Below are 26983 nucleotides of genomic sequence, written 5' to 3'. Positions count from 1 at the left end.
GGTTCCAAGGGTGTAAGTGCCAGCTTCACCTGCGCCTGCCTTGCCGCCCCGTGCTTACCAGGTCAGCACCGCGCCCACAGCCAAGGTATCGGTGTCTTCATTCTGCGCACTGCCCTCATGCCCATCGATGGAGAACTGGTTGTACTCGGCCACCAGCTTGAGGTTGTCGTTGACGTCATGGAACAACGCCACCCCACGGGTCTTGTAGTCGGCACCGCTGCCCACCGCACCGTTGCCATCGTCCTTGGTCTTGCCATACGACAGCGCCACGCGGTTTTTGCCGAACTTGTAGGAGCCCTGTAACAGGTAGCCGTCGCTGTCCACATTACGCAACACCGGCTCGCCCGCGTTATTGGTGAAGAACGGGTTGATGCCCTTGGCCTGGAACCCAGAGCCGGTCAATGACCAGCCGCCCAGCTTCGCCTGCACCCCATAGCCGACCCCCTTGGAGGTGACGGACTGGACCGTCGAGTCGGTGTTGTCCGAGGTCTGGTAGCTGCCGTTGACCCAGCTGTAGATCTGCGCCCCCGCCAGGTCGAACTGGTAGGTGATTTCGCTCTCGGTGCGTGGGTTTTCCTGGTAGGCCTTGCCGGTCGGGCTGCTGTCGTTGGTATCCACGGGGTCCATGATGCCGACCGCCACGCGCAGGCCGTCCATCACCGGCGTGCGGTAGGTGATCTGCGAGGTGGGAAACGGATAGGGGTAACCGCTGCCGATGTTGCCGAACGACACCCCGCCGCCATCCACCAGGCCCAGCGTGTCACTGACCTGGCCATAACCGGCCAGCAGCTCGTCCAACAGGATGTTGGAGCGCGCGAACAGGCCAAAGTCCTTGCCTATCAGCACTTCGCCCCACTCAGGGTTGGCCACCGTGCCGTAGAACTGGCGCACGTCGATGGCGGTATCGGTGCCGTTGGTTTCGCTGTCGTTGATGGTGACCCAGAACGACGCCCGCGCGCCGAGTTTCAGGTCGTCTACCTGCTTGCCCATGTTGAAACCGATGTAGTTGGGCAAAAAGCCCATCTTCACCCGCGACTGGCGCCGATCGAACTGCTCGCCCTCGCGGTCGACCTTGCTGTTGACATAGAAGGCGTTGATGTAGCCATCGGTAGAGAATGTCGTCTGGTCCTTGTCGTACAGCATGATCTCGGCCTCGGCGGCACCACTCAGGCCCAAGGCGGAAACACTGGCGAAGGCAGCAGCGAGAAAACGAGGCGGCAGGTGCTTTTTGTTGTTGTGCATGGCGCGCTCCAAACGGGGGACAGGATGTCGGAGGCGATTATCAGAAGCCGGCAGGCCACCCGGAACGCTGCTTTGGCGTGGGTTGGCGGGTGCTTTGGAGCGGAGGGTGTGGCGCGGTGATTTGGTCTTGGGACCTGCTGGGGTCGGGGGGGCAAGACTTAGGGTGTAGGCAGGCGTGGCAGGCGGGTATCAATACGCCTGAATGAACCGGGGCCGCCTTGCGGCCCATCGCCGGCAAGCCAGCTCCCACTGGGATCGCCTTAGGGCTGACAGGTGTTTGCCACAAGGTATGGCAGCGCCTGTTAGAGCGAGCGCCGCCCGCGCGGCGCAATCGCGAGCTGCGCTCGCTCCTACGTTTGTTTCGGGCCAATTATTCCTGTGGGATTCGCGCGCGAACGCCTTGGTGCATGCCTCAATATCGCGCCGTACAAACAAGGCGGCCGCGCGCGCCTGTCACAGGCGTTACTGGCCCGAAACAAACGTAGGAGCGAGCGCAGCTCGCGATTGCGCCGCGCGGGCGGCGCTCGATCTCACAGGCGCTTCGTAGCGGTGCGGCTGCTGCCGGGCCAGGCGGGCCTGCACGTCCACCGCTGCGGCCTTGACCTTCTGCGCCCAGTGCTTGTCCTGCGGGCACACCACCACAACGCGGAAACCATGGTCCACGCCTTCCAGCCGCACGCCTTCGGAGTCATCCACATGCAGGTCGATATCGAAGGCCGAAGGCAGTTTGGACGGGGAATGCGCCAGCCCATTCCGCGCCAGTATGTGCTGGTGGCGGTCACTGTTGACCACCCCGTCGACATGAATGCCGTACAGCAGCAACCAGCGGCGGATGTACGCTGGGGTGCGCCCGGACGAGGTATAGATCCAGATGCTGCAGCCCTGGCGGCGCAGGTCGCGAATCAGCTCGCGGGTACCGCTGCGCAGGGGCTCACCGAGCCAGCGGTGGACGAAGCCCGGCAACCTGCTGTGCTCGGCAGCCGCGTGCTCAGGCTGGCAGGCCAGGGTGTCGTCGATATCGAACGAAATGCGCACCTGGCCACGTTTGAGCTTGCGCTCGATGGCCTGCCGCCCGCGCTCTATCAGGGTGAACGGTTGCATCAGCGCCCCCCCGCGCAAACAGGCACCGCGGTGGCGCCCAGGAAGAACTTGCCGGGCGCAGGCGCCTTGGCCTCGAGGAACGCGGCGTACTTTTTCTTGATCTTGGGCAGTTCGTACAAAGCCTTGACACCGTGTTTGGCGGAATTACGTATGACCGAGGACGGGTTGAAGTAGCCCTCGGCGTTGTCCAGCGACAGCACGAATGGCGGCAGCCCGGCACGCATCAGCAGGTAACTGACGATGAGCGAGCCGGTGCGGTTGTTACCTTCGATGAACAGCTGTGGCTTGCTGAGGATCCGTACGTACACACCGGCTGCCCGCTTCCAGATCGAATCGCTGCGGTAGGCGCAATACCAGTTGTGCAAGTCCTTGATGCCACCTTCCACATTGTTGAAAAAATGCGCTTCGGTCGCCGCCAGGTGCGCCGCGAACTCCACGCGCCGGGCCGGGTCACGGCCACACAGCACCGTGGCATTGATTTCCAGCATCAGGTTCAGCTGTTGCAGGTCGAACAGGTCTATTCCGCGAGCGACATAGTCGTCAATCAGCGCGTAGCCTTCAACCACATTCAGCAGCACCTCGTCGGTGAACGGGTCCCGCGGTTCGGTGAAGTGTTGGCTCAGCTCGGCAAAACGGCCCTGCACCTCGCGCAGAGCGCGCTCTACCGCAGACAGATCTAATCGACACATCGGTTGCATTGGTAATCCTGGGTAACACTTTAACCAAAGGTTGTGCGGGCGGTGCTGCCACCTCCCTGGTTGCAGCACCGCCCCCTTGTACAGCGATGGTTCAGCTGAACTTGCCGCTGATATAGTCACTGGTCAGTTGTTCACGCGGGTTCTGGAAGATCTGCGCGGTCGGCCCCATCTCGACCAGGTAGCCGGTACGGGTCCCCTGGGAAATGTCCACCGAGAAGAACGCCGTGGTGTCGGCAACGCGAATCGCCTGCTGCATGTTGTGGGTCACCAGGGCGATGGTGTAGTCCTTCTTCAGCTCGACCATCAGCTCTTCCACGCGGCGGGTGGCAATGGGGTCGAGTGCCGAGCACGGCTCGTCCAGCAGCAGCACTTCCGGCTCGGTGGCGATGGCCCGGGCGATACACAGGCGCTGCTGCTGGCCGCCGGACAACGACAGGCCGCTGACCTTGAGCTTGTCCTTCACTTCGTCCCACAGCGCAGCGCCTTGCAGGGCGTGTTTCACGCGGTCGCCCAGGTCCCCTTTGTAGCGGTTCAGGCGCAGGCCAAAGGCAACGTTGTCGAAAATGCTCATGGAAAACGGGTTGGGCTGCTGGAACACCATGCCGATATAGCGGCGCACCACTACCGGGTCTACGCCCTTGCCATACACATCCTGGCCCAGGAAGTGCACGTGGCCCTCGAAGCGGAAGCCTTTCACCAGGTCGTTCATGCGGTTCAGGCTACGCAGCACGGTGCTCTTGCCGCAGCCGGACGGCCCAATGAAGCCGGTAATCTCGTTCTTGCGGATCGGCACATGGCTGTCGCGCACGGCCATGAAGTTGCCGTAGAAAATCTTGTCCAGCTTGCAGTCCATGACGATGGGGGTGGCTTCGCTGGCCACGGGAGCGGCACGTTGTGCGGTGGATACGTTCAAGATGGATGCTCCCTGTTCTCAATACTTGGGCTTGCCGAATACACGGCTAAGGATGTTGATGACCAGCACGATCATGACCAGCACCAGCGAGGCCGCCCAGGCGAGCTCAAGCTGGTTGTCGAACGGCATGCCGGAGAAGTTGTAGATCAGCACCGCCAGCGAGGCAGTGGGGTTCATTACCGCCAGGTCGCCGTTGTGGTAGATCCAGTAGTTGCTGAACAGCGCGGTGAACAGCAAGGGCGCGGTTTCACCTGCGGCACGGGCCACGGCCAGCATCACGCCGGTGAGAATGGCCGGCAAGCCGGTGGGCAGCACGATCTTGCAGATGACCTGGGCACGGGTGCAGCCCATGCCGTAGGCAGCGTCCTTCATGATCTTGGGGACCATCTTCATCGCCTCTTCGGCGGTCAGTACCACGATGGGCAGCATCAGCACCGCCAGTGCCACCCCGCCTGCCGGTGCCGAATAGGTGCCGGTAGTCATCACCACCAGGGCGTAGGCAAACACACCGGCCAGGATCGATGGCAGGCCGGTGAGCATCTTGGCGGCAAACCTTGCAGCGTTGGCCAGCTTGCTGTCCGGGCCCAGCTCGGCAAGGAACACCGCGGCCAGGATACCCACCGGCACCGCGATGGCAGCAGCGATGCCGACCATGACGAAGGTACCGGCCATGGCGTTGCCGAAGCCGCCGCCCATCTCGAACCCCGTCGGCGGCAGTTCGGTGAACACTTCCAGGTTCAGGCGGGCACCGCCGCGGGTGATCAGCATGTACAGCACGGAAATCAGCGGCACACTGGCCAGCAACGCGGCCAACCAGGCCAGGATGGTCAACACCAGGCTGCGCAAGGCGCGGCCTTCGAGCCGGCGCTGCAGGCTGGGCAGCGCGGCGGCAGGGGTTGTCAGGTTGGTCATTGTTTATTCCCCCGCTGAGCGTAGAGCATGATCATCGAGCCAAGCACGTTCACCAGCAGGGTGATGAACATCAGTACCAGTGCCGCATACATCAGCACTTCGATCTCGTTCGGGCCGGCTTCCGGGAAGTTCAGCGCCAGCAGCGCCGCCAGGGTATTGGCCGGGGCGAACAAGGACACGGAAATGGTGTTGGCATTACCCACCAGCATGGCCAGCGCCATGGTTTCGCCCAGAGCCCGGCCAAGGCCCAGCACCAGCGAGCCAAAGATACCGGTGGCCGCAGAAGGCACCATCACTTTCAGGATGGCCTCCCAGTGCGTGGTGCCCATGCCGTAGGCGGCCTGCTTGGTTTTCATGGGCACGCTGGTCAGCGCGTCCTGCGAAACGGCAGCGATGGTCGGCAGGATCATGATCGCCAGGACCAGTGCGGCCGGCAGCAGGCCGGGCCCGCTGAGGGAGGTGCCAAAAAACGGAATCCAGCCCAGCTCGCTGTTCAACCAGGTGGTCAGGGGGCGAATGGCCGGGATGACCACATAGATGCCCCACAGGCCATAGACCACGCTGGGGATGGCGGCGAGCAGCTCGACGATGGTGCGGAACACCGCGGCAAGCCTGGCCGGAAGGAAATCCTGGGTGAGGAAAATGGCCATGCTGACGCCGAAGAAACCGGCAATCAACAGGGCGATGAAGGCGCTGTAGAGCGTACCCCAGATCGCGGGCAGAATACCGTACTTGCCTTGGTTGACGTCCCAGACACTGCCCAGGAGCACGTCGAAACCGTGCTTTTCAATGCCTGGCAGTGCCTTGCGGCCCACTTCGTAGACCAGCGCGAAAACCAGCGCCAGTACCAGCACCACCCCGATACGGGCAAGCGCACGGAAGGTGCGGTCGACCAGAAAGTCTTTCGTAGACGGTGGCTGGCACGCGGAATCGGGATTATCCGGTATGGCAAAAGGTGTGTTCATGGCGTATTCCGGGACAAGGGACAAACACCCCCGGCATGGCTTCATGCCGCTGCCGGGAGCGCCTGGGTGTTACTGGATGTTTGCAGACGCTTTGCGCACCTGGTCGACAACCGATGGCGGCAGCGGGATGTAGCCCATCGAGTCGGCAATCTTCTGGCCCTGGGTGAGGCCGTACTCGACCATCTCACGCATGGCCTTGGCCTTTGCCGGGTTGCCGTTGTCCTTGCGGAAGATCATCCAGGTGTAGGAGGTGATCGGGTAGGACTTGGCGCCTTCCGGGTCGGGCAGGTTGGCGACCAGGTTTTCCGGCAGTTTCACCGCTGCCAGGGCCTGGGCACCGCTTTCGGCATTTGGCACCACGTACTGGCCAGCCTTGTTTTCCAGGGCAGCGAAGTCCACCTTGGCCAGCTTGGCGAAGCCGTACTCGATGTAGCCAATGGCACCTGGGGTCTGGCGAACGGTAGCGGTCACCCCGTCGTTCTTCGGCGATTTGATGAACTTGTCGGTCGCTGGCCAGTTGACCGTGTTGCCCTCACCCAAGGTGCTCTTGAAGTCGGCGTTGATGGCCGACAGGTGCTTGGTGAACACGGCGTTGGTGCCACTGGAGTCGGCACGTACCACCACGGTGATGGGCAGGTCAGGCAGCTTCATTTGCGGGTTGGCCGCGGCGATTTTCGGGTCGTTCCACTGGGTGATCTTGCCGAGGAAGATGTTCGAGTAAACATCGCGCGGCAACTTCAGGCCCTTGGGGTTGCCGGGCAGGTTGTAAGCCAGGACGATTTCGCCGGCGGTCATCGGCAGCAACTGGACGCCCTCGGCAACCTTGGCGATGTCGGCTTCGCTCATGGCCGAGTCGCTGGCGGCGAAGTCGACGGTCTTGTTCAGGAAGTCCTGAACGCCCGCGCCACTCCCCTTGGATTGGTAATCAACGGTAACGCCCGCTGTGTTCTTGCTGAAATCCTTGAACCAGGTCAGGTAGATCGGTGCCGGGAAGCTGGCGCCGGAACCGGTCAGGCGTACGTTTTCAGCAGCAAATGCAGCGGAAGTGGCGCAAAGCGAAACGGCAACGGCGAGTGCAGCAGACTTCATCAGGCGAATCATCGAAAAGCGCTCCTTGTGATGGCCGGCACACTTTGCATCAGCTGTGTTACAGCTTTGTGACCATTGAAAGGCAAGCCGTTCGTTGATCCCGCTTCGTCAACCAGTTGGGGCCGCTTTGCGGCCCATCGCCGGCAAGCCGGGCTCCCACAGGGGCTGCTGTCTTGGGTGCATGTTTTCCCCGCTCGGGCAATCTGTTGTAGGAGCGGCCTCGTGTCGCGAAATGAGGGCGAAGCCCTCACCTGCGCTATCCCTGCCACACATGGCCCCAATGCGGATAGCCACCCGCCTGCTCACCAGACCGGCGCGAATGGGGTTGGCGACAGTGTCGCGCGCGGTTGTCGTCGATGCGCGGCACGGTGCCGCTCGTCCAGTGACCGGCACTCTCTGGCGGGGAGCGTTTCAACCGTTCAGGTATGACTGCAGGAGTGAACACCATGCCACGCGGCGACAAAGGCAAGTACACCTAAAAACAGAAGCGCAAGGCCGAGCACATCGAGCACGCCTATGAGGATAAAGGCCTGGCCAAAGAGGAAGCCGAAGCGCGCGCCTGGGCCACGGTCAACAAGCAATCCGGCGGCGGTGAAAAGCAAGGCGGCTCGGGGAGCAGCACCTCTGCCAGCGAGAAGAAAGCCGCCCGCGCCGATTCGGCCAGGCGGGCAGCACACACCCGCCACGGGCACGCGCGCGCATCCGGCAGCTCACTGGAAAGCCAGACAAAGGAAAGCCTGCTGAAGGAAGCCCGCAGCAAAGCCATAAAAGGCCGCTCCAGCATGACCAAGGCCGAACTGGTCGCCGCCCTGCGCAACCACGGCTGATCGCTACCCTCACCCCTTGGTGAGGGCCCACCGTACGTGACTAGACCATGCCGGCGATCTCCGCAGCATCGGCATCCGGGCAGCGGTTGCGACAGTCACACTCGAATTCCGCCTGGGCTCGGGTGGCAAAGTTCAGGCTCAAACGCACCTTGTCTTGCGTATCGTAGAGGTCGTAACCCTCGCCCAATGCAGCGGGAAAGCCAAGCCGCCGAGGCTGAACCTCTTTTTTCAGCGGCACTGCGGGAACCACAACGAAGCGTGTTTGCATGATCATCCCTCTGCGGCCGTGATTTAGTATTAGTACCGCTAGGTAAAAGCATCAAGAAGACTCATGCAATATTTTGGGTCAGCGGTCTGCACGCCGAGGCGTCATTCGCCAGCAACCGCTCTGCACCCGGCGTTTCATCGATGGCACTGATGTTCACTATCACGCCGTTCGCCTGTCGGCCGCCCACACCCACCCCTATAATCCCCGGCCAATCCCCCCTCCCGCGCCTGCTACAGGCGTCATCCCTCCTTGGAAGTCACCACCATGCCAAGTGCCAGCCAGGCCCCACGGGGCCGTCCTGAACATAATCAACAGAGCGTGACCCAGCAGTGGCTGGCGATCCTCTCGGTCGCCATTGGCGCCTTCGCCCTGGTCACCAGCGAATTTCTGCCAGTGGGCGTTCTCAACGATGTCGCCAGCGACCTGGGTATCAGTGCAGGCTTCGCCGGCCTGATGGTCACCCTGCCCGGCATCATGGCCGCGCTGGCCGCCCCGGCCATTTCCGTGGGGGTTGGCGCGCTGGACCGGCGCTACCTGCTGATCGGCCTGACGCTGATCATGATCATCGCCAACAGCATCGTCGCCTATGCGGGCGACTTCAGCCTGCTACTGGTCGGCCGGGTGCTGCTGGGTGTCAGCATCGGCGGCTTCTGGGCCACGGCCATCGCCCTCAGCGGGCGCCTGGCCCCTGAGGGCGTCGGCGTGGCCAAGGCCAACTCGATCATCATGGCCGGGGTGACCCTGGCGACGGTGGTGGGCGTGCCGGTAGGCACCTGGCTAAGCGGCCTGCTGGGCTGGCGAATGGCCTTCCTGGTGACTGCACTGGTGGGCGTGCCCGTGCTCCTGGCGCAGGTTTTGCTGCTGCCGCGGCTGTTGCCCGAAAAAGCCATTGGTGTGCGCGACCTGCCGGCGCTGTTCATCAACCCGCAAGCGCGCGTTGGCCTGATCGCCGTGCTGTTGATTGGCCTGGCGCATTTTGCCGCCTACACCTATGTAGCGCCGTTCTTCAAACAGAATGCCGGCTTCGACGGCCCGACCATCGGCTCATTGTTGCTGCTGTATGGCGTGGCCGGGTTCATGGGCAATATCTTCGCCGGCTTCGCCGGCTTCGCCGCCAACCGCAGTGTGCGCCATTCGCTGATGCTGGTGGCATTGCTGATCGCCGCCAGCACAGCGCTGTTTCCGTATTTCGCCACCGGCCTGACCGGCGCGGCGATGCTGATTGCGCTATGGGGGTTCGCCTTCGGCGCGTTCCCGGCCTGCGCCAATATCTGGATGTTCGTGGTCGCGCCCAAGGATGTCGAGCGGGGCATGCCGCTGTTCGTGGCCTTGTTCCAGGTGATCATTGCCGTGGGCTCGTTCTTTGGCGGGCAAGTGGTGGACCACATGGGCACCGCAGTGCTCTTGAGCCTGGCCACGGCCCTGGTGGGCTGTGGCTTCGTCACCGTGCTGGTGCTGGGGCGCAACGTCAGTAACGGCTTGGCCGAGCAACCTGCGTAAATGGCCGGGCGGGGTTGGCGGCCCTTGCCCCCCGCATCGGCAAGTTGTCATCCGTTCAGCTGAACAACCGGGCCAGGCACGCCAGCTTCTTCTTGTAAGAGCGGCGTGCCTCCAGTGCCTGCTCCAGGCTGACTCTCAGAAAGCGTGCCTGCTGATTCGGCTGCATCTGCCCGATCAGGTCGAGGTCGGCGCTGATCACCGTGCCAATCATGGCGTAGCCACCGCCCGATACGGCATCCCGGTGCAGAATGATCGGCTCCAGCCCGGCCGGTACCTGGATCGAGCCGATGGGGTAGCAGCTGTCGACGATGTTGGAAGGGTCCGAACCAGCACCGAATGGTTGCTCCCGCGGCTGGAAACTCAAGGCACTTCCGCCTTTGTAGCGGTAACCGATGCGATCCGCCTCGGAGCCTACCGTCCAGGCTTCGGTGAAGAAGCTTTGCGCAGCAGCTTCGGTCAGCCGGTGAAAATACAATCCCGGCACCACCCGCAGCACCACTTCGCCGCCCAGGGCCTGGCGCAGTGCCATCGGCAGGCTTGCGCCGGCGCGGCCGGTGCCGGTGGGCGTGCCGACCGGCAACAGGTCACCGGCCAACAACTTGCGCCCCTGGAAGCCACCCAAGGCCCCAAGCGCGTAGGTCGATCGGCTACCCAGCACCTCGGCCACATCAATACCCCCCGCCACTGCCAGGTAGGCCCGCGCGCCCGCCGTCGGGAAGCTGAAACGCAGCACCTGCCCGGCGCGCACGGCAAATGCCGTGTCGGGCCGCTGCTCGCGGCCATCGAGCAAGGCGGGCATCTGCGCACCGCACACTGCCACCAGCGCATCTGCCTGGAACTCAAGTTCAGGGCCGACCAGCGCACATTCCAGGCCGGCAGCGCCCGGCGGGTTGCCCACCAGGTAATTGGCTGCGCTCAGGGCATACTGGTCGAGCGCGCCAGATGGCGGGATGCCCAGGTGGTAATAGCCTTCGCGCCCCAGGTCCTGCACGGAGGTCGCCAGGCCCGGTTTGAGTACCTTGATCATGCCAGCACCTCCTGCAGCGATTTGGGGTAGCCGACCGGGTCGGCAAGGAATGCGTCCAGGGAAAACACCACCGGGCGAATGCGCAGGTCGAAACGGCCCTCCTCCACCTCAGCCACTGCCTGGTCATACGCGCGGCGGTCGATGGGTTTGAATTGCACGATGTCACCTGGGCGGAAGAACACCATGTGCTCCTTCAGGTAGCTCAAGGTCTGTTGCGGGTCGTAGATCGGTGCCGGGGTGACGCCGAACATCTGGTAACCGCCCGCGCCGCGCACCGAATAGATGCAACCGAAACAACCACCATGGCCCAGGGTCAGGCGGGGCGTGTCGGTACGCGGCCGCAGGTACTTGGGCACCTGCAACTGGCGCTGGCGCTCGACCATCTGGAACATGAACGGCAGGCCGGCGACGAAGCCGACCATGGAAACGAACCACGGTGCACCGCTGTGCGCCGCAATGAACGCGTCGACATCGGCCAGGCCATTGATGCGGGCCGCGTACTCCAGGTCGGTGCTGGCCGGGTCCTGGTGGCGGTCCCGGAAGCGCATCAAGGTTTCGTGGGTCCAGGGGTCGTTGTACAGCACCGGAATCTCGATGATGCGGGTATGCAACGAACGCTCGGCCACCGCCTGCGCTTCGGCGCCGCGCACCGCTGCCAGCAGGGCATCGGGGGCGATGCGGTCGGGGTCGAAACGCACCTGGAACGACGCATTGGCCAGGCACACATCCAGCACGCCGTCCAGCGCCAGGCGCTGTACCGCACGGGTGACGGCCATACCTTTGAAGAAGGCTTCCAGCGACATGCTCTCGCTGACCTCGGCAAACAGGTGCTCGTCGGCGCCGAAGCTGTAGCGGATAGGCGTTGTAGCAAGCGATTCGGCCATGACTGTTCCTTTTCTTGAAATCGTTATAGAAAGGCAGGCGAAAACAACATGATCAGGCTCCGGCCTGTGGCTGCCGGATACCAGCGTCAGCGCGGTGCACGCACCACGATGCCAGCCTGGTCCAGCGCCTTGCGCGTGGCCTCGACCAGGTCGAGGGCGCCCGGCGTATCACTGTGCAGGCAAATGGAATCGAACTCGATGGCCAGGTCCTGGCCCTCGACGGTGCGCACCACACCTTGCCGGCAAGCCCGCAGTACGCGCTCGGCGACCGCCAAAGGCTGGTAGCCCCTTACGTTACGGGTGAACACGATCGAGCCGCTCAGGTCGTACTCGCGGTCGGCATAGAACTCGCGCACCACCGGCTGGCCAAGCTCCTGGGCAATGCGGCAGATCACCGAGCCGGGCATGCAGAACAGCAATAACTGCGGTTCGATCAGCCGCAGGTTTTCCACCAGCAAGCGTGCAGCTTGCTCGTCACGGGCCAGGTGCATGTAAAGCGCCCCGTGGGGTTTGATGTGCTGCAGACTCACGCCCTGGGCCCGGGCGATTTCACGCAGCGCCCCGAGCTGGTAAAGCATGTCGTCGACCAGTTCCTGCGCCGATGCGTTGATGTGCCGGCGACCGAAACCGACCAGGTCGCGGAACCCCGGGTGTGCCCCCACGGCAACCCCCAGGGCCTTGGCCCGCTCCACCGTACGGCGCATGGTGCCGGGGTCGCCGGCATGAAAACCGGTGGCGATATTGGCGCTGCTGATGTAACCCATCAGCTCGTTATCCACGCCGTCGCCAATGGTCCACGGGCCAAAGCCCTCGCCCATGTCCGAGTTGAAATCCACTGCTTGCATGACCGTATCTCCCTGGCGCTTGTGGCTGCATGCAAGCCACGTTAGATTCTTCCCTACCCCTTGGGAAGATCTATAAACAGAATGGGTGTCTTCGGAAAAACAGATACCCCGGGAGCCTGCCGTGTCACTTACCTTGCGCCAGGTGCGCTACTTTGTCGCCACTGCCGAAATCGGCCAGATCTCCCAGGCCGCCCTCCACCTCAATATTTCCCAGTCGGCGGTCACCACGGCCATCAAAGAGCTGGAGGCCATGCTCGGCGTGCTGCTGTTCCAGCGCTCCGCCCAGGGCATGAACCTGACCGAAGCCGGCCGGCACTTCCTCAACCGCGCCTACGTCATCCTGCGCAGCGTCGACGATGCGCTGAACAGCCCGTTGCCGGACATACGCGCCAGCGGCCTGTTGCGCCTGGCAGCCAGCTACACGGTAATCGGCTACTTCCTGCCGCACCACTTGCAGCGCCTGGAGCACTGGCACCCCGACGTGACCCTGGAACTTTACGAACAGGAGCGCAGTGCCATCGAGCAAGGGCTGCTGGAGGGGCGCTTCGACATGGCGGTGGTGCTGACCGCCAACCTGACCCACCCGGCTATCGTTTCAGAAACGCTGTTCAACTCCGAGCGCCGCCTATGGCTGCCCGCGCACCACCCCCTGTGCGAACGCTCGGCCGTGAGCCTGGCCGATGTCGCCACAGAGCCGTTCATTTTGTTGACCGTGGACGAAGCCGAGCAAAGCGCCATGCGCTATTGGCAGCAGGCCGGGCAACGGCCCAGCGTGCGCGTGCGCACCAGTTCGGTGGAGGCGGTGCGCAGCATGGTCGCCAATGGCAGTGGCGTAGCGATCTTGTCAGACCTGGTGCACCGGCCATGGTCGCTGGAGGGCAAGCGCATCGAAACAGTCACCATCAGCGACCCGGTAGCGCCCATGAGCGTGGGGCTGGCCTGGCACCGCGAGCGGGCGTTCAGCCCGGCGATGCAGGCTTTGCGCAATTACTTCCACGGCGCCTTCCTGGCACCGCAGCAGTGGGCTGCACGGCGCTGAGCACGCTGTGCCAGGCATTTCGTGCAGGCCCTGGCTCCCGGCCGAACGATCCGACCGCTCTGCCGTCATAACCTGAGCCGGTGCCGACACGCAAAGAGGACGCGAAATGACCCAGCCCGACCCAGCATACGTGAAATGGCTCGAAGCGCGCGCCATGCTCAAGGCTTCCCAGGAGCGCGCCAGCCTGTACTCAGGCCAGTCGCGCCTGTGGCAACAACCCTACGCCGAGGCACAGCCCCGCCGGGCCACGGAAATCGCCTCGGTCTGGCTGACCGTTTACCCCGATGCCATCATCGCCCCAGAGGGCTGCTCGGTGCTCGGTGCCCTGGCCCATGAAGCCTTGTGGAAGCGCCTGTCGGAAATCGGCATTCAAGGCCTGCACACCGGGCCGATCAAGCTGTCTGGCGGTATTCGCGACCGCGAGCTCACACCCAGCGTAGACGGCAACTTCGACCGCATCAGCTTCGATATCGACCCGCTCTATGGCAGCGAGCCGGAGCTGATCCAGATGAGCCGCATGGCTGCCGCGCACAATGCGGTGACCATCGACGACCTGATCCCTTCGCACACCGGCAAGGGCGCCGACTTCCGCCTGGCGGAAATGGCCTACGGCGCCTACCCGGGCCTGTACCACATGGTGGAGATACGCGAGGAAGACTGGCACTTGCTGCCCGACGTGCCACCCGGACGTGACTCGGCCAACCTGCTGCCCGCACAGTGCGACGAGCTCAAGGCACGCCATTACATCGTCGGGCAGTTGCAGCGGGTGATTTTCTTCGAGCCGGGGGTCAAGGAAACCGACTGGAGCGCCACCCCACCGGTCACCGGTGTCGACGGCAAGACCCGGCGTTGGGTCTACCTGCACTACTTCAAAGATGGCCAACCGTCGCTGAACTGGCTGGACCCCACCTTTGCCGCCCAGCAGATGATCATCGGCGACGCCCTGCATGCCCTGGATTGCCTGGGTGCACGTGGCCTGCGCCTGGATGCCAACGGTTTTCTCGGGGTGGAAACCCGTGCCAGCGGCACCGCCTGGTCGGAAAGCCACCCGCTGTCGCTGGTCGGCAACCAATTGATCGGTGGCATGATCCGCAAGGCCGGCGGCTTCAGTTTCCAGGAACTGAACCTGACCCTCGATGACATTGCGCAAATGTCCAAGGGCGGTGCCGACCTGTCCTACGACTTCATCACCCGGCCCGCCTACCAACATGCCTTGCTGACCGGCGACACCGAGTTCCTGCGCCTGATGCTCAAGGAAATGCACGCCTTCGGCATCGACCCGGCCTCACTGATCCATGCCCTGCAGAACCACGACGAACTGACCGTGGAGCTGGTGCACTTCTGGACCCTGCATGCCCATGACATGTACCTGTACAAGGGCCAGACATTACCCGGCAACATCTTGCGCGAGCACATCCGCGAAGAAATCTACGAACGCCTGTCGGGCGAGCATGCGCCCTACAACCTGCGCTTCGTCACCAATGGCATCGCCTGCACCACCGCCAGCCTCATCACTGCGGCACTGGGCATCCGCGACCTCGACCAGATAGGCCCGGCGGACATCGAGCAGATCCAGAAACTGCACCTGCTGCTGGTCATGTACAACGCCATGCAGCCAGGTGTGGTGGCGCTGTCGGGCTGGGACATGGTCGGCGCCCTGCCCTTGCCAGGCGAAGCCGTGGCCGAGCGCATGCTCGACGGCGATACCCGCTGGATTCACCGCGGCGGCTACGACCTGGCCGGGCTCGACCCGCAAGCGGACACGTCAGTGCGCGGCATGCCGCGGGCGCGGGCGCTGTATGGCAGCCTCGACAGCCAACTGGACAACCCTGACTCGTTCGCCTGCAAGGTGAAAAAACTGCTCGCGGTGCGCCAGGCCTACGGCATTGCCACCAGCCGCCAGGTGCTGGTGCCGGAGGTCAGCAGCCCTGGGTTGCTGGTCATGGTGCATGAGCTACCGGCCGGGCGCGGCATCCAGATCAGTGCGTTGAACTTCAGCCAGGAGGTGATCGCCGAGGAGCTACTGCTAACGGGCTTCACGCCAGGGCCGGTGGTGGACATGATCAACGAAACGGTAGAAGGCGACCTGACTGAGGATGGCCGTTTGCTGGTGAACCTGGACCCGTACGAAGCGCTGTGCCTGCGCATCGTCAACAGCACCGGGCATGTGTGAGCCGGCCAGCGCCCTGGGTATGCCCGGCCGCATCCCTGGGCAGCACCAGGGCGCTGGCGCCTTGCTTTTGAGGCCGTACAGGCATAGCGTTCGGGTGTTTTCTTTTCGCGCCCAGGAGCAACACCATGTACACCGGCATCGTCCAGGCCGTCCGCCCACTGCTTGATGTGACCAGCTACCCGGGCCACAACCAGTTCACCATTGACCTCACCCCGGAACTGCTCGATGAGTTGAAGATCGGCGCCAGCGTTAGCGTCGAGGGCACGTGCTTGTCTGTCACCGAGATCGACGGCAGCCACGTCAGGTTCGATGCAATGACGGCCACCCTGGAACGCACCAACCTGCGCAATTTCAAGGCCGGCCAAGGGGTCAACATCGAGCGTTCGGCGAAGATGAACGCCGAAGTCGGCGGCCACCTCATGGCTGGCCACATTGCCACGACCGCAGAAATAGTCGAACTGTCGATCGAGCAGACCGGCGCCTTCATCCGTTTCCGCATGCCGCCGCCATGGGGCAAGTACGTGTTCCCGCGGGGCTTCATCGGGGTCAACGGCTGCAGCCTGACCGTGGCCGACGTGGAAGACAACCTGGTCACCATCAACCTGATCCCGGAAACCCTGCGCCAGACCACGTTCGCCAGCTACGCTGCCGGCGATTTGCTGAACATCGAGGTCGATCACCAGACCATGGTGCTGGTGGATGTGGTCGAGCGCACCATCAAAGGCACCCTGGCCCGCGAAAACCTGTTGCCCTGAGGCCTGCCCGTGCTACCCCATCCCCTTACTACCCGTACGGCCAGGCGCTTGCGCCTGCAGGTGCTGCGTGGCCGTGTCGGCCTTGGCCTGGTGGCCGGGCTGTCGGTGCTGGCAGGCATGACCGACGCCATTGGCCTGCTGGCCCTGGGCGACTTCGTATCGTTCATGAGCGGTAATACCACGCGCCTGGCGGTGGCGATCAGCCAGGCTGACCTGGCCCTGGTGCTGCGCCTGAGCGGCGCTTTGCTGGGCTTTGTCGCGGGTAACACATTGGGGGTAGTGCTGGCGCGCGGCTTCCGTCGCCGGGCCTGGCCCGTGCTGGTGGTCGTGGCGGCGTTGCTGGCCTGCGCTGCAGCGTGGCCACTGGCGGCCACCTTCCCGGCATTGCTGGCCGCGACCCTGGCCATGGGCATGATCAACGCAGTCGTCGAGCAAGTGAACGGCCTGCCCATCGGCCTCACCTACGTCACCGGTGCACTGTCACGCTTCGGCCGCGGCCTTGGGCGCTGGTTGCTGGGCGAGCGGCGCCACGGCTGGCGGGTGCAACTGGTGCCGTGGGCAGGGATGCTGCTGGGCGCCGCGCTGGGCGCCTGGCTGCAACACCACCTGGGCCTGCAGGCACTGGCCGGCAGTTGCGTGCTGGCGTGCCTGCTGGCCCTGGTGTCGCGGTTCATTCCACGTGCCTGGCAGCGTGGCTACATGCCGCGCTGATCAATCGATGCGCGGGTGCTGCTGGACCAACAACTTGCGCTTGGCCTCGAGCTCGGCGATCTGCTCGTCGATGTCCTCGATCTTCTGCTCGATGTTGTCGTGGTGTTCCTGCAGCAGCTCCCGGGCCTCGTCGATGTCCGATGCCGCCGGTGCGGCACCGCGCAGCGGTTTGTTGGCGGTTTCCTTCATGGTCAGGCCGGTCACCAGGCCCACCGCGGCGATCACCATCAGGTAGTAGGCGGGCATGTACAGGTTGCCGCTGCTTTCCACCAGCCAGGCGGCGATGGTGGGGGTCAGGCCGGCGATCAGCACGGAGATGTTGAAGGCACTGGCCAGTGCGCTGTAGCGGATGTGAGTGGGGAACATCGCCGGCAACGTCGACGCCATGACACCGATGAAGAAGTTCAGCAGCACCGCAATGATCAGCAGCCCCGAGAAGATCAACCCCAGCACACCACTGTTGATCAGCATGAATGCCGGAATGGCCAGGGCGAACAGCCCGACACTGCCGACCACGATAAACGGGCGACGGCCGAACTTGTCGCTCAGCAGGCCGATGATGGGCTGCACGAACAGCATGCCGACCATGATCGCGATGATGATCAGTACGCCATGGTCCTCGCTGTAATGCAGGTTGTGCGAGAGGTAGCTGGGCATGTAGGTCAACAGCATGTAGTAGGTGACGTTGGTGGCGATCACCACGCCAATGCAGGTCACCAGGCTACGCCAGTGCTTGGTCGCCACTTCCTTGAACGACACCTTGGGCCCCGACGCCAGGCCCTCGCGGTCACCCTGCTCCATCTTGTCGACGTGCTGCTGGAACGCGGGGGTTTCCTCCAGGGCGTTACGCAGGTAGAGGCCGATGATGCCCAGCGGCAAGGCCAGGAAGAACGGCAGGCGCCAGCCCCACTCAAGGAACCTTTCTTCGCCAAGCACCGTGGAAATGAGCACCACTACCCCGGCGCCCAGGACGAAGCCGGCGATCGAGCCGAAGTCCAGCCAGCTGCCAAGGAAGCCGCGCTTGCGGTCAGGCGCATACTCGGCCACGAAGATCGAGGCGCCGGTGTACTCGCCGCCCACCGAGAAGCCCTGGGCCATTTTCGCCAGCAACAGCAGTATCGGCGCCCATATGCCGATACTGGCATAGGACGGTATCAAGCCAATGGCAAAGGTGCTGAGGGACATGATGACGATGGTGGCGGCAAGGATTTTCTGCCGGCCGAACTTGTCGCCGAGGGCGCCGAAGAACAGCCCGCCCAGGGGGCGAATGAGGAATGGCACCGAAAAGGTGGCCAACGCCGCGATCATTTGCACACTGGGGTCGGCGTTGGGGAAGAACACCTTGCCCAATGCATAGGCGACGAAGCCATAGACACCGAAGTCGAACCACTCCATGGCGTTACCCAGTGCAGCGGCGGTGATCGCCTTCTTCATCTTGGCATCGTCGACGATCGTGATGTCCTTGAGGCCAATAGGTTTGACGCTTTTCCTGCGAGATTTCATGCCTGTATCCCTGTCGATCAATGCTCTATGGCATCTGATACAACGGGACACAAAATAATTCAGCGCTTAATGAATTTTTGTAGGGAATTGCGCTGGGGGCGGGTAAGCCCGCCCCCAGTCCAGGGGAGCTGCTTTGCTGCTCAAATGCCTTCGCGGGCCAGGTCCATGGCGAAGTAGGTCAGGATTAGGTCGGCACCGGCGCGCTTGATAGCGCCAATGCTTTCGCGCACCACGCGGCCTTCGTCGATGGCACCGGCAAGGCCACCGAACTTGATCATCGCGTACTCACCGCTGACCTGGTACGCCGCCAGCGGCAGGCGCGAGGCCGCACGAATGTCGGCGATCACGTCAAGGTAGGCACCGGCCGGCTTGACCATCAGCACGTCTGCACCTTCCTGCTCGTCAAGCAGCGATTCACGCACGGCCTCGCGGCGGTTCATCGGGTTCATCTGGTAGCTCTTGCGGTCACCTTTGAGCGCAGTGCCGCCTGCTTCGCGGAACGGGCCGTACAGCGACGAGGCGAACTTGGTCGAATAGGCCATGATCGCAGTGTCGTGGAAGCCTGCACCGTCCAGCGCGCTACGAATGGCCTGGACCTGGCCGTCCATCGCCGCCGAAGGCGCGATGAAGTCGGCACCGGCCGCGGCGGCGATCACCGCCTGCTTGCCCAGGTTGACCAAGGTGGCGTCGTTGTCCACGCCGTGGTCATGCAGCACGCCGCAGTGCCCGTGGCTGGTGTATTCGCAGAAACAGGTATCGGACATCACCACCATTTCCGGCACGGTGTCCTTGCAGATACGCGACATGCGCGCCACCAGGCCGTTTTCGTTCCAGGTGTCGCTGCCAACGGCATCCAGGTGGTGAGACACACCAAAGGTCATCACCGATTTGATACCGGCGCGGGCATAGCGCTCGATTTCCTGGGCCAGCCGCTTCTCAGGGATGCGGTTCACGCCGGGCATGCTGCTGATGGGCACGAAGTCGTCGATGCCTTCTTCCACGAAGATCGGCAGGATCAGGTCTTCAAGGCGGAATTCGGTTTCCTGGAATACGGTGCGCAGGGACTCGTTCTGGCGCAGGCGGCGAGGACGAACGGAGGGGAATTGGTTGGACATGACTGCTCCAGGGAATTTGAACGGCGTATACCTTATGCCTGTCAGGGGCCAGTGAAAAGGCCGGATGACGAGATATTGTCCTGCATCAAAGGTAATGGCCGCGCAGGGCACTGGCTGAGCCGGTGTTGCCCGCTTCGGGGGGGAACCTGCGAAGCGGGCTGCACCGGCAGCACATCATTGCAGCCAGGGCGGTGTCGGCTCTTCGGCCTTGGCCGGGCCGTTTTCCGCCTCGGCACGCGCTGCCCGGCGCCGGGCCTCGTCCAAGCGGGCGGCGTCGATTTCCCGCATTACCCCGCCAACGTCGGCCTCATGCTCGTCGTCCTGGAATACCCCGGTCAACACGGTATCGGGCAGCAACTTGCCAGCCTCGTACAACGCCCACATTTCCTGGGCATAGCGCGTGCTCTTCAGCTCTGGGGCAAAGCGCCCGAAGTAGTGGGCCATGTTGTCCACGTCACGCTGCAGCATGCTGAATGCGTGGTTGTTGGCGGCGGCGTCCACTGCCTGCGGCAGGTCGATGATCACCGGCCCGTCCGGGCCGAGCAGCACATTGAATTCGGACAGGTCGCCATGGACCAGCCCGGCACACAGCATCAGCACGATCTGGCGAATGACGAAGGCATGGAACACCCGGGCCTCCTCGGCCTCCAGGTGCACGTCGTTGAGCCGGGGTGCGGCATCGCCATCGGCGTCGGTCACCAGCTCCATCAGCAACACGCCGTCCTGGAAGTCATAGGGCTTGGGCACCCGGACCCCGGCGCCGGCCAGGCGGAACAGTGCCGCCACTTCGGCGTTCTGCCAGGCGTCCTCGGCCTCTTTGCGGCCGTACTTGCTACCCTTGGCCATGGCCCGGGCCTGGCGGCTATTGCGCACCTTGCGGCCTTCCTGGTATTCGGCGGCCTGGCGGAAACTGCGCTTGTTGGATTCTTTATAGACCTTGGCGCAGCGCACCTGGCTGCCGCAACGCACCACGTACACGGCGGCTTCCTTGCCACTCATCAACGGCCGCAGTACTTCGTCGACGAGGCCGTCTTCGATCAGGGGTTCGATTCTTTTGGGTGTCTTCATCAGGCTGCGTTCGGGGTCCTGGCTGTGTTGACGGACATCCTCTCACAGCCTGCTGCGACATGCTCGTCTGTCTTCACAATGGGTGAACCCAGGTAGGTTGTGGCAAGATGAATTTTTCTTAAATCGCCGGTTGTCTATTCTTTGGCACAATCGAGTCTCCATTAGATGCCCAGGAACCAGCATGCCTCGCGTACTGACCATCGAAGACGACGCCGTCACCGGCCAGGAAATCGTCGCCGAACTTACCAGCCATGGCCTTGAGGTGGAGTGGGCCGACAATGGTCGTGAAGGCCTGGCCAAGGCCATTGCCGGCGGTTATGACCTGATCACCCTGGACCGCATGCTGCCTGAGGTCGATGGCCTGACCATCGTCACGACCCTGCGCAACCTCAAGATCGCCACGCCGATCCTGATGATCAGCGCCCTCTCCGACGTCGATGAGCGGGTGCGCGGCCTGCGCGCCGGCGGTGACGACTACCTGACCAAGCCGTTCGCCTCCGACGAAATGGCCGCCCGGGTCGAGGTGCTGCTGCGCCGCAACAGCGTGCCGATGACCCAGACCCGCTTGCAGGTCGCCGACCTGCAACTGGACCTGATCAGCCACGAAGCGCGCCGCGGCGACAACACCCTCAACCTGCTGCCCACCGAGTACAAACTGCTGGAGTACCTGATGCGCCACAGCGGCCAGGTCATTACGCGGATGATGATTTTCGAGGAAGTGTGGGGCTACCACTTCGACCCGGGCACCAACCTGATCGACGTGCATATCGGCCGCCTGCGCAAGAAAATCGACTCACCCGGCCAGTCGCCGCTGATCCGTACGGTGCGGGGCTCCGGCTATGCCATTGCTGAACCCGTCTAAAGGCTGGAGTTCGTCCACCAGCCGGCTGCTGGCACTGTACAGTTTTCTATTCGTAGCCTGGAGCAGCATCCTCATGGGGGTGCTGTACTTCGAGGTTTCGAGCTACCTGAACAAGCTCACCCGCCATTCCATGCTGCAGCGTCAGCACCTGTTCGCGCACATGAGCGGCAAGCAGCTGGACGACGCCCTGATTGCCAGCCAGGCTTTCGAGGAACGCAGCTTCGATGCCTATGGCCTGTTCGATGCACAACTCAACCCGCTGGGCGGCAGTGTTCGTGCCCTGCCCCCTGGGCTGCGGCTGGACGGCAAGATCCATGAGCTGAAGCGTTGCCTGGATGCCGATGATCCGCGCATGCCCCGCGACAGCTGCGATGCCGTGGCGATCAAGGTGCAGGATGGGCGCTGGCTGGTGCTGTTCCGCGATAACGGCTCATTGTTCGTCGTCACACGGATCATTCTCGATGCCTTGCTCTGGGGTATCTCCTTCACCCTGATCCCCGGGTTCGCCGGCTGGTACCTGCTGCGCCGCCGCCCCCTGAAACGCATCCGGGCCATTCAGGCCCAGGCCGAGCTGATTGTCGCCGGCGACCTCACGCACCGCCTGCCGCTGTCGGCCCGGCGCGACGAACTGGACATGCTGGCCGCCATCGTCAATGCCATGCTTGACCGCATCGAGCGGCTGATGCACGAGGTCAAGGGCGTGTGCGACAACATTGCCCACGACCTGCGCACCCCACTGACCCGCCTGCGCGCCCAGCTGTACCGCATACGCCAGCAAAGCGACAACGATTCCGCGCAAGCCGAGGCACTGGACCAGGCCATCGGCGAAACCGACACCCTCATGGCGCGTTTTCGTGGGTTGTTGCGCATCAGCGAACTGGAAGACCGCCAACGCCGGGCCGGCTTCGTGCAGCTTGACCCGCATGATTTGCTGGTAGAGCTGCACGACTTCTACCTGCCGTTGGCCGAAGATGGCGGCATTCACCTGGAGCTGCACCAACCTGGGCACTTGCCGGCACTGCACGGCGACCGCGAGCTGTTGTTCGAGGCGCTGGCCAACCTGGTAGGTAACGCGATCAAGTTCACCCCGGAAGGTGGGCAGGTGCGCGTGGCCGCCACCCAGGACGACGCTGGCGTGCACGTGGCCATCGAAGACAGCGGGCCGGGTATTCCGGAAGAAGAACGCACGGCCGTACTAAAGCGGTTCTACCGCAGTGATGAAGGCCACCGCCACGCCGGGTTCGGCCTGGGGCTGTCGATCGTTGCGGCGATCGTTGACCTGCATGGGTTCGGCCTGGAAATTGGCGAGAGCCCTTTGGGTGGGGCCAAGCTGGTACTGCATTGCCCATTGGCCGGGCTGGCCAAATAACCATCGGGGCTGCTTTGCAGCCCATCGCGACACAAGGCCGCGCTGTAAGAGCAACTGTCTTTCTCAAAAATTTGAAAAGCCTGCGCGATTCACCTGTGGGAGCGGGCGACGCGGTGTCTGGCACCGGCTGCGCCGGTGTTCGCGGGCATGCCCGCTCCCACAGGGGGTCTGCGCTGGCTTGGAGTTGCCGCCGTACTTGCAGGAGCAATTGTCTTTCTGAAAATTTGAAAAGCCTGCGCGATTCGTTGTGGGAGCGGGCTCTAGGCATCTGCGGCATTCAGCTTGTCATTCACCGCTCTCACTCCAGACTCTAATCCCCTCCCAAGACACACGCGGTCTTGTGTCGCGATGGGCTGCCAGGCAGCCCCAGGATCTCAAACCGAGCCTTGAACGCCTTGGCCTACACCCTCGGCGTTGGGTTCATCATGCAGCGATATCCGGGACGTTTCCGGCAACGCCAGCCCGCCGAGCAAAGCCACCAACGCAATCACCACCAGGTAGAACGCCGGCGCCAGGCTGCTGCCGGTCTGCCCGATCAGCCAGGTCGCGACCAGCGGCGCGGTGCCACCGAACAGCGTATAGGCCACGTTGTAGGTAATGGCAGAAGCGGTGTAGCGGGTCCGGGTCGGGAAGCTCTCCGACAGCAATGCCGCAGTCACCACCCCGCTGCACAGCGCGCCGACCGCCAGCAGAATCACCCCCAGCAGGGCCCCCGGCATCGAGCCGGAGCTGGCCAGCCAGTAGGCCGGGAACACGCACAGCATCACCCAAAGGCAGGTGAAGCCGATGGTCTTGCGCCGCCCGAACCGGTCCGACAGCGCCCCCGCCAGCGGGCAGCCGATGGCGGCGAACAGCAGGGCTACGGTGGTGACCAGCAGCGACTGCGCCCGGGTCAGGTTGCCGACCAGTTGCAGGTAGGTGGCGAAGTAGGTGGTGAACATGTAGAACGACAACGCCGTCAGCGAAATGAACGCCCCCAGGTTGCGAATGGCCCGGCCGTGGTGGCGCAGGGTTTCCTTGAGTGGCGAATGCTCGTGCTCCTTGCCCTGGGCCACGGCTTCCCGGAATGCCGGGGTTTCTTCCATGCGCCAGCGCAGGTACAGGCCGACCAGGCCCAGTGGCGCGGCGATCAGGAACGGAATGCGCCAGCCCCAGGCAGCCATGGCTTCGCTGGACAGGCTGGCTTCCAGGCTATAGGCGATCACCGCCGCACAGGCGAACGCGGAAAAGGTCGAAACCGGTACGAAGCTGCCGTAGAAAGCCCGCTTGTCGTTGGGCGCGTGTTCCATCAGGTAGGCGCAGGCCCCGGCGTATTCGCCACCGGCAGAAAACCCCTGCAGGCAGCGCGCCAAGGTCAGCAATACCGGCGCGGCCAGGCCGATGCTGGCGTAGGTCGGCAGCAGGCCGATCAGGGTGGTGGAGCCGGCCATCAGCAAGATGGTCAGCGAGAGGATGCGCTTGCGCCCCAGCCGATCGCCGAGGGCGCCGAACACGATACCGCCCAGGGGGCGCAAGGCGAAGGCCACCGCGAACACGGCAAAGGTCTTGAGCAAGGCGACGCTGGAATCTTCGCTGGCAAAGAACTGGCTGGCGATCAGCGTGGCGAGAAAGCCGTATACGGCAAAGTCGAACCATTCGACGAAGTTGCCGATGGCCGAGGCGGCGATCACCCTGCGCAGGGTGGCGGGGGATACCTCATGAGGTGCGGGCATGCGGGTGCTCTCCGATTCCATTGGCAGGCATGATGAACGTGGTGCGGTCTGGCCGCGCCATCATTGTTATGCCTGCCAGTAGATAACCGGGCAGCGCAAGGCGCTTTGTCGAGGACGACCTCGGGATACCTGAATCAACCGCCATCGACACGGCGTGTGCCCGGCAGCGCAGCGGGCGCCAGGCAATCAGGCGACAGCGACGCGATTGCGCCCTTCCTGCTTGGCCCGGTACAGCGCCAGGTCAGCCTCGCTCAGCACGGTTTCCGGCTCGCGCCCCGGCTCGCCGCTCCAGTGGGCCACCCCCAGTGACAGGGTCACCGCGCCCACCGGCTGGATCGGCGTTTCCTGCACCGTCACCCGCAGGCGCTCAGCGACCGCGGCGGCCACCTCCAGGCTGGCCCCAGGCAGCAGCATGAGAAATTCTTCACCGCCGGTGCGGCAAAGCAGGTCACCCTCGCGGCAACAGCGGCGCATCAGCTCGGCCAGCCGCTGCAGCACCTGGTCACCGACCACATGCCCATGCTTGTCGTTGACCTGCTTGAAGTGGTCGATATCCAGCACGATGGCTGCAAATGCCCGGCCTTCGGCTTCCAGCAGCGACAGGTTGAGCTCCAGGCTGCGGCGGTTGCCCAGGCCTGTCAGGGGGTCGGTCTGGGCATCGCGGTTGAGCCTGCCGATGCGCGCCTGCAGCAAGTTCAAGCCGAACAGCAAGGCGCGCTTGAGCTCTGCGGCCTCGAAGTACCAGGCCCGCACGCGATGCAAGCGCTCAGCGGTGCCGGGGCGGTCCATCGAGCGGGCACCTGCAGCCAGTTGCCACAGTGGGCGGGCGATGGTCAGGGCCAGCCACCACAGCAGCAAGCAGCCTATCAGGGCCAGCGGCGCGGAAATACCGACCACGTTCAGCACCAGGCGGCTGAGCGGCATCATGGTTTGTGCCAGTGGCTGCTGTGCCACCACGCCCCAGCCGGCGCTGGGCACGGTGGCGAAGCCGGCGACCATCTCCACACCTTGGCTGTTGGTCAGCTGGCGTGTGCCGTTGCCCAGGTTGGTCAGTTGGTCGATCAGCTCATTGCCCTGCACGACGGTACCCACCCGCTGGCTGTCGGGGTGGTAGAGCAGCCGGCGATTGCGGTCGATCACATACAGGTACGAACCGTCCTTGTAAAAGTGCTCGCCGAGCAGGCGGTTGAGGATGTTGCGTTCCCGCAGGTAAAGGCTGCCACCGACATACCCCAGGTAGCGGCCGTTGGCGTCGACGACCGGTTGCGTCAGCGCCACCACCAGGTTGTTGGCCGCCGACAGATAGGGTGTCGACACCAGCGCGCGGCGCTCCTGCAATGCCTCCTGCACACCGGGCGATTGCATCCGGGTGCCGACCATGTGGCGTAGCGGCGCGGGGGATATCGCCAGCAGCACGCCATTGGCATCGATCACGAACGTGGAATTGAACGCCATGCTCTGGCCCAGCACCCGGTCGGTCTCGCGCTGCAAGGCGGCGGGATCGTCCAGTTGCCGGCCTTGCTCGCTGGCGCTGAACGCCAGTTGCTGCAAGGCACTACCGATGAATGCATCGGTGATGCTGGCCAGCTTGGCCGCATACACCCGGTTGGCTTCCAGCGCGTGGTCGATCAGCAATTGGCGCTGTACCCGGTAGCTGGCGAAATAGCTGGCGCACAGCATGACCACGGCAGTAAGGGCGCACAGCACCAGAATGAGTGTGCGTAGATCCAGGCGCAGTCCGTGCTTGGCGTGTGGCAATCCTGACCTCGAGTGTTCGAATAGGGCTACGAAACGGAAGCGACCGTGCCGGTCGCGCTCATGAACCTGCCTTTTCCAAGGCGTTCAGTTCGTCTTGCACCTGCTGCATGCGCTGCTCGGCCAATGCTTGCACCTTGGGGTCGCGGGCGGTTTCACGCATCAGGCCGGTGAGTTTGTCGCTCAGTTGCCGGCCAGCATCGGTGTTTTCCAGAGCACGGGCCTTGGCCGGGTCCTGGGTGGCCGCGACAATGGTGGCGAACTCGGCGTCACTGAAATGCTCCTTGCTGTAGAGGCGGAACAGGTCCTGGCGCTGGTCTTCTACCGTCAGATGCTTGCGCAGCACATCTTCGATGGTGGTACGCGCCAGCCGTGGGTGCTGGCGGGCCAGCAGCCCGGCCATGCGTTCGATGTTGTGGTCGTAGGCATCCTGCAGCGGCAGCTGGGCAAGAATCTGCTCTTCACGGGAGGGCTTCTGGTCGCAGGCGGCAACGGCAGCAATCAGCAACAGCGGCAACAGCAACTTCTGGATGCGAGGCATGGCGTGGCCTGGTCGGGCAGTGAAGGCTGCCGATTATAGCGAGGTCAGCCCTGCCGCGACGAGCCCTGCGATTTGCCTTGTACGGCCGGCTGGGTTAGAACCGTGCACC

General features: G+C 63.6%; 25 protein-coding genes. 8 read left to right on the top strand and 17 right to left on the bottom strand.

Annotated elements, in window-relative coordinates; all coding sequences use genetic code 11:
- Positions 1-54 precede the first annotated feature (54 nt).
- The 7 genes from QME24_RS10955 to pstS form a co-directional block, all read right to left on the bottom strand.
- Entirely contained in the window at positions 55-1242 is a 1188-nt protein-coding gene (locus tag QME24_RS10955) for a porin (RefSeq protein WP_029885155.1), read from the bottom strand.
- Positions 1243-1704: 462 nt separating this feature from the next.
- Complete coding sequence (locus tag QME24_RS10950; RefSeq protein WP_223809593.1) at positions 1705-2343, bottom strand: HAD family hydrolase; 639 nt, start codon at positions 2341-2343, stop codon at positions 1705-1707.
- The gene (locus QME24_RS10945) at positions 2343-3041 is read right to left on the bottom strand and encodes a hypothetical protein (RefSeq protein WP_054904404.1); all 699 of its coding nucleotides are present in this window, start codon (positions 3039-3041) and stop codon (positions 2343-2345) included. Before QME24_RS10945 ends, QME24_RS10950 begins: the two co-directional genes overlap by 1 nt.
- 91 nt (positions 3042-3132) lie before the next feature.
- On the bottom strand, positions 3133-3894 hold the full coding sequence (gene pstB / locus QME24_RS10940) for a phosphate ABC transporter ATP-binding protein PstB (protein ID WP_017148287.1): 762 nt from the start codon (positions 3892-3894) through the stop codon (positions 3133-3135).
- A gap of 78 nt (positions 3895-3972) precedes the next feature.
- A complete protein-coding gene (gene pstA, locus QME24_RS10935; protein WP_009681761.1) occupies positions 3973-4866 on the bottom strand; it encodes a phosphate ABC transporter permease PstA in 894 nt (297 codons plus the stop codon).
- Entirely contained in the window at positions 4863-5831 is a 969-nt protein-coding gene (pstC, locus tag QME24_RS10930) for a phosphate ABC transporter permease subunit PstC (RefSeq protein WP_009681760.1), read from the bottom strand. Before pstC ends, pstA begins: the two co-directional genes overlap by 4 nt.
- A 69-nt stretch (positions 5832-5900) precedes the next feature.
- Complete coding sequence (gene pstS / locus QME24_RS10925) at positions 5901-6932, bottom strand: phosphate ABC transporter substrate-binding protein PstS (RefSeq protein ID WP_054904403.1); 1032 nt, start codon at positions 6930-6932, stop codon at positions 5901-5903.
- A gap of 491 nt (positions 6933-7423) precedes the next feature.
- On the opposite strand from pstS, the gene QME24_RS10920 reads away from it, so the two are divergent.
- Positions 7424-7747 carry a termination factor Rho gene (locus QME24_RS10920; RefSeq protein ID WP_280091766.1) on the top strand — a complete coding sequence of 108 codons (324 nt, stop codon included), beginning with the start codon at positions 7424-7426 and terminating at the stop codon, positions 7745-7747.
- 40 nt (positions 7748-7787) lie between these two features.
- Here the strand turns inward: QME24_RS10920 and QME24_RS10915 are convergent, their stop codons facing one another.
- Positions 7788-8021 carry a hypothetical protein gene (locus tag QME24_RS10915; protein ID WP_009682142.1) on the bottom strand — a complete coding sequence of 78 codons (234 nt, stop codon included), beginning with the start codon at positions 8019-8021 and terminating at the stop codon, positions 7788-7790.
- 258 nt (positions 8022-8279) lie between these two features.
- On the opposite strand from QME24_RS10915, the gene QME24_RS10910 reads away from it, so the two are divergent.
- Positions 8280-9515: an MFS transporter gene (locus tag QME24_RS10910; protein WP_280091767.1), complete on the top strand. Its 1236-nt coding sequence runs from the start codon at positions 8280-8282 to the stop codon at positions 9513-9515.
- A gap of 55 nt (positions 9516-9570) precedes the next feature.
- On the opposite strand, the gene QME24_RS10905 is transcribed toward QME24_RS10910, so the two are convergent.
- From QME24_RS10905 to QME24_RS10895, 3 genes are all read right to left on the bottom strand, one after another.
- A complete protein-coding gene (locus QME24_RS10905; RefSeq protein WP_235768889.1) occupies positions 9571-10542 on the bottom strand; it encodes a biotin-dependent carboxyltransferase family protein in 972 nt (323 codons plus the stop codon).
- The gene (locus QME24_RS10900) at positions 10539-11426 is read right to left on the bottom strand and encodes an allophanate hydrolase subunit 1 (RefSeq protein WP_054904401.1); all 888 of its coding nucleotides are present in this window, start codon (positions 11424-11426) and stop codon (positions 10539-10541) included. Before QME24_RS10900 ends, QME24_RS10905 begins: the two co-directional genes overlap by 4 nt.
- Before the next feature lie 86 nt (positions 11427-11512).
- Positions 11513-12271 (bottom strand): 5-oxoprolinase subunit PxpA, encoded by a 759-nt coding sequence (locus QME24_RS10895; protein WP_009682146.1) that lies wholly within the window; start codon positions 12269-12271, stop codon positions 11513-11515.
- Positions 12272-12392: 121 nt separating this feature from the next.
- Here QME24_RS10895 and QME24_RS10890 point away from each other — a divergent pair, with 121 nt between their 5' ends.
- The 4 genes from QME24_RS10890 to QME24_RS10875 all read left to right on the top strand — a co-directional run bounded on the left by QME24_RS10890 (position 12393) and on the right by QME24_RS10875 (position 16949).
- Positions 12393-13310, top strand: a complete 918-nt coding sequence (locus tag QME24_RS10890) for a LysR family transcriptional regulator (RefSeq protein ID WP_280091763.1) — start codon at positions 12393-12395, stop codon at positions 13308-13310.
- A 106-nt stretch (positions 13311-13416) separates the two neighbouring features.
- Positions 13417-15483, top strand: coding sequence for a maltose alpha-D-glucosyltransferase (gene treS / locus QME24_RS10885; RefSeq protein WP_280091764.1), 2067 nt, complete (start codon positions 13417-13419; stop codon positions 15481-15483).
- A 125-nt stretch (positions 15484-15608) separates the two neighbouring features.
- A complete protein-coding gene (locus QME24_RS10880; protein ID WP_009682149.1) occupies positions 15609-16238 on the top strand; it encodes a riboflavin synthase in 630 nt (209 codons plus the stop codon).
- A 9-nt stretch (positions 16239-16247) separates the two neighbouring features.
- Positions 16248-16949 carry a YoaK family protein gene (locus tag QME24_RS10875; protein WP_033690228.1) on the top strand — a complete coding sequence of 234 codons (702 nt, stop codon included), beginning with the start codon at positions 16248-16250 and terminating at the stop codon, positions 16947-16949.
- Here QME24_RS10875 and proP read toward each other — a convergent pair whose 3' ends face one another.
- The 3 genes from proP to QME24_RS10860 form a co-directional block, all read right to left on the bottom strand.
- Positions 16950-18452 (bottom strand): glycine betaine/L-proline transporter ProP, encoded by a 1503-nt coding sequence (gene proP / locus QME24_RS10870; RefSeq protein WP_029887704.1) that lies wholly within the window; start codon positions 18450-18452, stop codon positions 16950-16952.
- 140 nt (positions 18453-18592) lie between these two features.
- On the bottom strand, positions 18593-19567 hold the full coding sequence (gene hemB / locus QME24_RS10865; protein WP_029887703.1) for a porphobilinogen synthase: 975 nt from the start codon (positions 19565-19567) through the stop codon (positions 18593-18595).
- Between the two features lie 174 nt (positions 19568-19741).
- Positions 19742-20635, bottom strand: coding sequence for a PA4780 family RIO1-like protein kinase (locus QME24_RS10860; RefSeq protein ID WP_280091765.1), 894 nt, complete (start codon positions 20633-20635; stop codon positions 19742-19744).
- A 181-nt stretch (positions 20636-20816) separates the two neighbouring features.
- Here QME24_RS10860 and QME24_RS10855 point away from each other — a divergent pair, with 181 nt between their 5' ends.
- Positions 20817-21497 (top strand): response regulator transcription factor, encoded by a 681-nt coding sequence (locus tag QME24_RS10855; protein WP_047149773.1) that lies wholly within the window; start codon positions 20817-20819, stop codon positions 21495-21497.
- Positions 21475-22866 (top strand): HAMP domain-containing sensor histidine kinase, encoded by a 1392-nt coding sequence (locus QME24_RS10850; RefSeq protein ID WP_029887701.1) that lies wholly within the window; start codon positions 21475-21477, stop codon positions 22864-22866. The genes QME24_RS10855 and QME24_RS10850 overlap by 23 nt, the downstream gene beginning before the upstream one ends.
- Positions 22867-23240: 374 nt before the next feature.
- Here QME24_RS10850 and QME24_RS10845 read toward each other — a convergent pair whose 3' ends face one another.
- The 3 genes from QME24_RS10845 to QME24_RS10835 form a co-directional block, all read right to left on the bottom strand.
- Positions 23241-24578, bottom strand: coding sequence for an MFS transporter (locus tag QME24_RS10845; protein ID WP_054905239.1), 1338 nt, complete (start codon positions 24576-24578; stop codon positions 23241-23243).
- 186 nt (positions 24579-24764) lie between these two features.
- Positions 24765-26336 carry a sensor domain-containing diguanylate cyclase gene (locus tag QME24_RS10840; RefSeq protein ID WP_232892481.1) on the bottom strand — a complete coding sequence of 524 codons (1572 nt, stop codon included), beginning with the start codon at positions 26334-26336 and terminating at the stop codon, positions 24765-24767.
- Positions 26337-26394: 58 nt separating this feature from the next.
- On the bottom strand, positions 26395-26874 hold the full coding sequence (locus QME24_RS10835) for a hypothetical protein (protein ID WP_054905221.1): 480 nt from the start codon (positions 26872-26874) through the stop codon (positions 26395-26397).
- Positions 26875-26983: the final 109 nt, after the last annotated feature.

Origin of the sequence: Pseudomonas sp. PARCl1, assembly GCF_947311875.1 — a bacterium.
Lineage (GTDB): Bacteria > Pseudomonadota > Gammaproteobacteria > Pseudomonadales > Pseudomonadaceae > Aquipseudomonas > Aquipseudomonas juntendi.
This window is presented reverse-complemented; position numbering and strand designations above follow the sequence as displayed.

Bases quoted from the DNA above. Each gene is read 5' to 3' on its own strand.
- QME24_RS10955 (WP_029885155.1), bottom strand. From the start codon at position 1,242: ATGCACAACAACAAAAAGCACCTGCCGCCTCGTTTTCTCGCTGCTGCC.
- QME24_RS10950 (WP_223809593.1), bottom strand. From the start codon at position 2,343: ATGCAACCGTTCACCCTGATAGAGCGCGGGCGGCAGGCCATCGAGCGC.
- QME24_RS10945 (WP_054904404.1), bottom strand. From the start codon at position 3,041: ATGCAACCGATGTGTCGATTAGATCTGTCTGCGGTAGAGCGCGCTCTG.
- pstB (WP_017148287.1), bottom strand. From the start codon at position 3,894: ATGGACTGCAAGCTGGACAAGATTTTCTACGGCAACTTCATGGCCGTG.
- pstA (WP_009681761.1), bottom strand. From the start codon at position 4,866: ATGACCAACCTGACAACCCCTGCCGCCGCGCTGCCCAGCCTGCAGCGC.
- pstC (WP_009681760.1), bottom strand. From the start codon at position 5,831: ATGAACACACCTTTTGCCATACCGGATAATCCCGATTCCGCGTGCCAG.
- pstS (WP_054904403.1), bottom strand. From the start codon at position 6,932: ATGATTCGCCTGATGAAGTCTGCTGCACTCGCCGTTGCCGTTTCGCTT.
- QME24_RS10915 (WP_009682142.1), bottom strand. From the start codon at position 8,021: ATGATCATGCAAACACGCTTCGTTGTGGTTCCCGCAGTGCCGCTGAAA.
- QME24_RS10910 (WP_280091767.1), top strand. From the start codon at position 8,280: ATGCCAAGTGCCAGCCAGGCCCCACGGGGCCGTCCTGAACATAATCAA.
- QME24_RS10905 (WP_235768889.1), bottom strand. From the start codon at position 10,542: ATGATCAAGGTACTCAAACCGGGCCTGGCGACCTCCGTGCAGGACCTG.
- QME24_RS10900 (WP_054904401.1), bottom strand. From the start codon at position 11,426: ATGGCCGAATCGCTTGCTACAACGCCTATCCGCTACAGCTTCGGCGCC.
- QME24_RS10895 (WP_009682146.1), bottom strand. From the start codon at position 12,271: ATGCAAGCAGTGGATTTCAACTCGGACATGGGCGAGGGCTTTGGCCCG.
- treS (WP_280091764.1), top strand. From the start codon at position 13,417: ATGACCCAGCCCGACCCAGCATACGTGAAATGGCTCGAAGCGCGCGCC.
- QME24_RS10880 (WP_009682149.1), top strand. From the start codon at position 15,609: ATGTACACCGGCATCGTCCAGGCCGTCCGCCCACTGCTTGATGTGACC.
- proP (WP_029887704.1), bottom strand. From the start codon at position 18,452: ATGAAATCTCGCAGGAAAAGCGTCAAACCTATTGGCCTCAAGGACATC.
- hemB (WP_029887703.1), bottom strand. From the start codon at position 19,567: ATGTCCAACCAATTCCCCTCCGTTCGTCCTCGCCGCCTGCGCCAGAAC.
- QME24_RS10860 (WP_280091765.1), bottom strand. From the start codon at position 20,635: ATGAAGACACCCAAAAGAATCGAACCCCTGATCGAAGACGGCCTCGTC.
- QME24_RS10855 (WP_047149773.1), top strand. From the start codon at position 20,817: ATGCCTCGCGTACTGACCATCGAAGACGACGCCGTCACCGGCCAGGAA.
- QME24_RS10850 (WP_029887701.1), top strand. From the start codon at position 21,475: ATGCCATTGCTGAACCCGTCTAAAGGCTGGAGTTCGTCCACCAGCCGG.
- QME24_RS10845 (WP_054905239.1), bottom strand. From the start codon at position 24,578: ATGCCCGCACCTCATGAGGTATCCCCCGCCACCCTGCGCAGGGTGATC.
- QME24_RS10835 (WP_054905221.1), bottom strand. From the start codon at position 26,874: ATGCCTCGCATCCAGAAGTTGCTGTTGCCGCTGTTGCTGATTGCTGCC.